This is a genomic window from Rhizobacter sp. P3_B12, assembly GCF_056402895.1.
In genome coordinates, this window is the sequence record NZ_JBFUGN010000479.1 from 1 (window position 1) to 4657 (window position 4657).

Annotated in this window: 5 protein-coding genes; 2 read left to right on the top strand and 3 right to left on the bottom strand. The window is 70.5% G+C overall.

What is annotated here, in order from left to right; genetic code table 11:
- The coding region (locus tag AC1D01_RS21670) for an NAD(P)-binding protein (RefSeq protein WP_477869955.1) at positions 1-142 on the bottom strand (142 nt) is incomplete at its 3' end.
- A gap of 185 nt (positions 143-327) precedes the next feature.
- On the opposite strand from AC1D01_RS21670, the gene AC1D01_RS21675 reads away from it, so the two are divergent.
- The gene (locus tag AC1D01_RS21675; protein WP_477869947.1) at positions 328-1806 is read left to right on the top strand and encodes a C13 family peptidase; all 1479 of its coding nucleotides are present in this window, start codon (positions 328-330) and stop codon (positions 1804-1806) included.
- Here the strand turns inward: AC1D01_RS21675 and uraD are convergent.
- The gene (uraD, locus tag AC1D01_RS21680; RefSeq protein ID WP_477869949.1) at positions 1800-2330 is read right to left on the bottom strand and encodes a 2-oxo-4-hydroxy-4-carboxy-5-ureidoimidazoline decarboxylase; all 531 of its coding nucleotides are present in this window, start codon (positions 2328-2330) and stop codon (positions 1800-1802) included. The genes AC1D01_RS21675 and uraD overlap by 7 nt on opposite strands.
- Entirely contained in the window at positions 2327-3301 is a 975-nt protein-coding gene (locus AC1D01_RS21685) for a Bug family tripartite tricarboxylate transporter substrate binding protein (protein ID WP_477869951.1), read from the bottom strand. Before AC1D01_RS21685 ends, uraD begins: the two co-directional genes overlap by 4 nt.
- Positions 3302-3421: 120 nt before the next feature.
- Here AC1D01_RS21685 and AC1D01_RS21690 point away from each other — a divergent pair, with 120 nt between their 5' ends.
- Positions 3422-4381, top strand: coding sequence for a LysR family transcriptional regulator (locus AC1D01_RS21690; RefSeq protein WP_477869953.1), 960 nt, complete (start codon positions 3422-3424; stop codon positions 4379-4381).
- Positions 4382-4657 lie beyond the last annotated feature (276 nt).

Below are 4657 nucleotides of genomic sequence, written 5' to 3' on the forward strand. Positions count from 1 at the left end.
GCAGGAACTTGCGGCCGACCGACGGCATCGCGTCGTACAGGTCGACCTGCACGCCGCCGGCGGCGAGGCGCTCGGCCGCCATCAGGCCGGCCGGCCCGCCCCCGATGATCACGACGTTGGCAGTGGAGGCGATGGCAGGCATGGGCAGGGGATGTGCAAGAGACACAGCGGGAAAGGACCCGCATTGTCCCCCGGCTCACTGGGCCATCACGGCTTCGGGCTGTCGGTATGGGTCGGCGCGTGGATCAGCATCACGTCGGTCCTGGTTTCGTCAGATTGAACGCCCGGTTCGTTTGGTAGATTCGCCCGCTTGGGAGAACACCACCAATGACCGACAACGGACTGAACGACTCGATCGAATCGATCCCCGAAACCCCACCCGCGCCGCCCCCTCAGTTGCCCCGCGGCGCGCTCGGCGCCTGGTGGCTCCAGGGTTTCCGCACCGCGCTGCTGATGCGCGCCGACTGGCGCGGCCTGCGCGCCACGCCGGCCATCACGGCCTGCCTCTTCATCGTGCCGTTCGTGCTCGGCGTGGGGGTCGGGCRACTCTTCATCACCGGACCCGCCTCGTTCTACTGGCCGACGCTGCTGTCCTCGCACTGGATGGGGGTGGTGCTGCTGGCCTGGGCCTGCTGGTGGCTGGTGCGCACGCCGCGGCGCCAGGGTGAAGGTGACAGTGACGGGCCCGACGCCCCGGCGCTGTTCGCGATGCTGTGCGCGCAGGGCCTGCCGATGCTGGTGGTGCTGGCACTGCTGTTCGTGCCGATGTCCCGCAACGGCGTGTACGGCAGCGGCGATGCGAGCGGCTGGCTGGCGTGGGGCGTGTGGTGGCTCGCCGTCGGCTGGCTGTTCCTCGCGCAGGGGGTGCTGCTGTGGCGCACCGGCACGCGGTTGGCGCCGCGCCTGGGCGCGCTGCTGGTGGTCGCGGCCACGCTGGTGGCCAACCAATGGCTGAACCGCGCCACCTACTGGTACCCGGCCCGCGCCGAGACCGCCGAGGGCGAAGACGATGCGCCGCGCTTCAAGCTGACGCAGGAGCTGGTCGAACAGCAATCGCAGCTGCTGCAGACGCAGCTGCAGGCCATCGCGCCGCAGCGCAAGGGCACGATCGACGTCTACACGCTGACCTTCGCGCCGAACGCCGAAGAGGAGGTGTTCCGCCGCGAGAGCGCGATGGTGGCCGACGTGATTAGCACCCGCTTCGGCGGCGCCGGCCGCGCGCTGCAGCTGGTGAGCCACCACGACGACCCGGCCGTGTTCCCGTGGGCCACGCCGGTGAACCTGCAGCGTGCGATCACGCGCATGGCCGCGCTGATGGACCGCGACGAGGACGTGCTGTTCCTGCACCTCACCTCGCACGGCGCACGCGACGGGCAGCTCGCGTCGTCGTTCTGGCCGCTGGAGGTCGACTCGGTCACGCCGGCGATGCTGAAGGGCTGGCTGGATGCCGCGGGCGTTCGCCACCGCGTGATCTCGGTGTCGGCCTGCTACTCGGGCAGCTGGATCGTGCCGCTGTCCGACCCCGACACGCTGGTGATGACGGCGGCCGATGCCGACCACACCTCGTACGGCTGCGGCCGCCGCTCGCCGCTGACCTTCTTCGGCCGCGCGATGTACGACGAAGGCATGCGCACGACCTGGTCGTTCGAGGAAGCGCATGCAGCGGCGCGAACGCGCATCGAGCAGCGCGAGAAGGAGGCCGGCAAGACCGACGGCTACTCGAACCCGCAGATCGCGGTGGGCGAGCGGATGCGCGAGACGCTGGCGGCGCTCGCGAAGCAGCGCGCCGCGGCGGCCGGTCAGTAGGCGATCCGGGCCTGCAGCCGCCGCCGCGAGATCCGGCCGATCTCGTCCAGCGCCTGCTGCAACTCATCCGCCCGCGCGCGCAGCAGGCGCGCCTCGAAGGCCTGCAACGCCGATTCACGCGTGTGCTCGCGAATGCACAGGATGAACGGGAAGCCGAAGCGCTCGCGATAGGCCGCGTTCATCGCATCCCAGCGCGCGGCCTCGGCCGGCGGCAGGGCCTCGAGCGCGAGGCTGCCCTGCTCGGCCACCGAATCGGCCGTCATCGCGCCGGTGCGGGCCTGGTCGCCCGCCAGCTCCGGATGGCCTTGCAGCAGGGCCAGCAGTTGCGGCTCGGGCAAGGCCCGCAGCCGCGCCATCATCGCGGCATGCAAGGCCTCGAGGCTCGCGAACGGCCGCTCGTTCAGCACCGCCACCGCGACCCACGGCGCATGCTCGAACACGCTGGCGAGCCGCTCGACGAAGGCCTCGTCGCTGCCGTCGCACAGCGCCTGCCAGGAGATCGGCGCGATCGACGGCAGGCTCACGGCTTGAGGTCCGCCGCCTTGATCGCCGGCGCCCAGTCGCGGATCTGCTTCTCGACGAAGCCGGCGAACTCGGCCGAGCTCATCTTCAGCGGCGTGATGCCGAGCTCCTCGAAGCGCTTGACGATCGCCGGCTGCACCAGGATGTCGGCCAGCGCCTGCGCGAGCTTGTCGCTCACTTCCTTCGGCAGACCGGCCGGGCCGGAGACCCCGAAGTAGTTGTCGCTGACGAGGTCGGGCCGGCCCTGCTCGACGACGGTCGGCACGTCGGGCGCGAGCGGCGAACGCTTGCGCGAGGTCACCGCGATGCCCTTGATCTGGCCGCTCCTCATCATCGGCACGTAGGCGGTGATCACGTCGATGCCCAGCGGCACGGTGCCGGCGATCAGGTCGGTGGTCATCGGCGCGCCGCCGCGGTACGGCACGTGCGTCATGTCCAGCTTCAGGTCGGCCTTCAGCATCTCGCCGACGATCTGCCCGATCGAGCCCGGCCCGCCGCTGCCGAAGCTCAGGTTGCCGTGCGCCGCGGCGGCCGCCTTCGGCAGGTCGGCCAGCGACGCGATGCCGGCCTGCGGATTGGCCATGATCGCCACCGGTGCCACGCCCAGCATCGCGATGTGCGTGAACTGCTTCACCGGGTCGTACGGCGGCTTCGCGAGCGTGAACGGGCCGATCGACAGCGGCGTGGAGTTCGACAGCATCAGCGTGTAGCCGTCCGGCGCCGAGCGCGCGACCTCGGCACCGCCCAGCGTGCCGCCGGCACCGGGTTTGTTGTCGACGATCACCGGCTGGCCGAGCGCCTTGGCGAGCGGCGCGGAGATCTCGCGCGCGACGATGTCGCTGGCCCCGCCCGGCGCGAAGGTCACGACGATGCGGATCGGCTTCTCGGGCCAGGCGGCCCGTGCGGCGCCGGTACCCGCCACGAGAGCCGTCACCAGGGCGGCCGCGAGCAGGCTGYGGGGGAAGGAAGACATCGACAGGCTCCGGCAGGGGATGAGGTGCATCGATGCTAGGCAGCGCGTGCATTGCCGTCCATCACCGATTGCGCAACACTGCATGCTCTTTTTGAGTACGCACATCCCGAAGGCCTTCCCATGCTGCGCGGCAACCTGCTCCCCCTCGTGCTCCGTTATGTCGACCAGGTGGCCCGCTCGGGCTCGATCCAGGGCGCCGCGAAGGAGCTGCACGTGGCCGCGTCGGCGGTGAACCGCCAGGTGCTGCAGCTGGAAGAGGCGCTGGGGGTGCCGCTGTTCGAGCGGCTGCCGCGCGGCATGCGGCTGACGCCGCCGGGCGATGCGATCGTCACGCTCGCGCGGCGCTGGCGCAGCGACGAGCGGCGCGTCRCGGCCGAGATCCGGCAGATGCAGGGCATCCACCAGGGGCATGTGCGCATCGCCGCGATGGACAGCCACAGCACCAGCGTGCTGCCGCAGCTGGTCGCGCGGCTGGCGGCCGATCACCCGCGCATCACGCTGGGCATCGAGATCGGCAGCAGCGACGACGCGGTGGCCGCGCTGCTGGCCGGCAAGGCCGAAGTGGCCGCGGTGTTCAACCTGTCACCGCGGCGCGAGCTGCTGGCGCTGTGGAGCAGCGAGCTGCCGCTGGGCTGCATCGTCGCGCCCGGGCATGCGCTCGCAGCGCAGGAGACGGTGAGCCTGCAGGAGGTGTGCGCCTTCCCGATCGCGCTGCAGAGCAAGGCGCTGCTGATCCGGCGCTACCTGGAGGCGCACTACCACTGGCTGTTCAACGACGCGCGGCTGCGCGTCGAGACGAACTCGCTGCAGCTGGTGAAGATGCTGGCGCGCCAGGGCAGCCATGTGGCGCTGACCTCGGAGCTGGATGCCGCGCCAGAGTTGCTGGACGGCACGTTGAATTTCATCCCGGTGCGCGACAAAGGCGTCGAAGCGCAGACGATCAGTCTCGCGGTCGATGCCGGGCGCCCGCCCGGGCCGGTGGTGAAGCTGGTCGCCGGGCTGCTGGCGGAGTGCATCCAGCAGCGCCTGGAAGAAGTACGCGCAGCCCGGCTGCCAATCCAGGACCCGAACTCGGGTTGAAGGCTGGGCGGCAGTGGCGCGGAAGGCCGGTTGACGACCCGGGAATCAAACCCCACTTGTTCGCTTGTCACCCCCCGAAGGACCGGGGCGGTGCAAAAGGCGCGGGCGGGGAGGCTGGGGAGCGCCAATAAGGGAGTGGCGCCGGAGCTGGCTGGTTTGATGGCCCGCGTGCGCAGCACGCTTCGTGAACTGACTGTCGCCGACTGTTTGACCACAACGAACGAAGTGAGTGGCGGGAGTTTCGGCGACGGGCCATCAAACCAGTCAGTGCAGGGG